The sequence below is a fragment of the Bacillus cereus group sp. BfR-BA-01441 genome (assembly GCF_022663075.1).
GTDB lineage: Bacteria > Bacillota > Bacilli > Bacillales > Bacillaceae_G > Bacillus_A > Bacillus_A cereus.
In genome coordinates, this window is the sequence record NZ_JAKUEU010000226.1 from 1 (window position 1) to 820 (window position 820).

Consider the following 820-nt stretch of genomic DNA (forward strand, 5'->3'; position numbering starts at 1 on the left):
TATATGGTTCCACAGGCATTTTCTGCCCTGTCTTCGGTAATTCTTTTTCAGGTTTCTCTGGATTCGGTGTCCCTGGCTTTTCTGGATCTGGTGTTCCAGGTTTTTCTGGATTCGGTGTTCCAGGTTTCTCCGGATCTGGTGTTCCAGGTTTTTCTGGATTCGGTGTTCCAGGTTTCTCCGGATCCGGTGTTCCAGGCTTTTCTGGATCTGGTGTTCCAGGCTTTTCTGGATCTGGTGTTCCAGGCTTTTCTGGATCTGGTGTTTCTGGACCTGGTGGTGCTAAATGATTCAATTTGTTTAATACTTCTAATTGAACTGCATTTATCATTCCATTTGTAATTTCAAATGGAATTGGATTAGTTAATTTTTCATATCCCTTTGGTGCTTCTACTTCTACTAGTGTGTAGTTACCTACAGATAGATCTGTGATTTTTGCCTTTCCATCTTTATCTGTTGTTACTTTCACTACTACTTTTCCCTTTTCATCATGAACTTCAAACACAGCTCCTGATAAGACTTCCTTGCTTTCAGCGGCCATTTTTGTAATCTCCACTGCACCTTTGTCTAACTGTTCGTTCTCTACTTTCAATGATAAGACTTTTGTCATACCTTTTGTAATTTCGAATGATACTGGTTCCGTTAACTTTTTGTAACCTGGTAAGCTCTTCGTCTCTACTAATTTGTATTTTCCTACTGATAGATCTGAAACGTTTGCTTTTCCTTCTTTATCCGTCGTTACTTTCGCAACTACTTTTCCTTTTGAGTCACGTACTTCAAATACAACATTTTCTAATGGTGCTTTACTGTCTTTATCTATTTT

General features: G+C 39.0%; 1 protein-coding gene. It reads right to left on the reverse strand.

The features are described 5' to 3' along the window. On the reverse strand, positions 1-820 hold an 820-nt coding region (locus tag MR107_RS30185; RefSeq protein WP_255855181.1), incomplete at both ends, for an MSCRAMM family protein.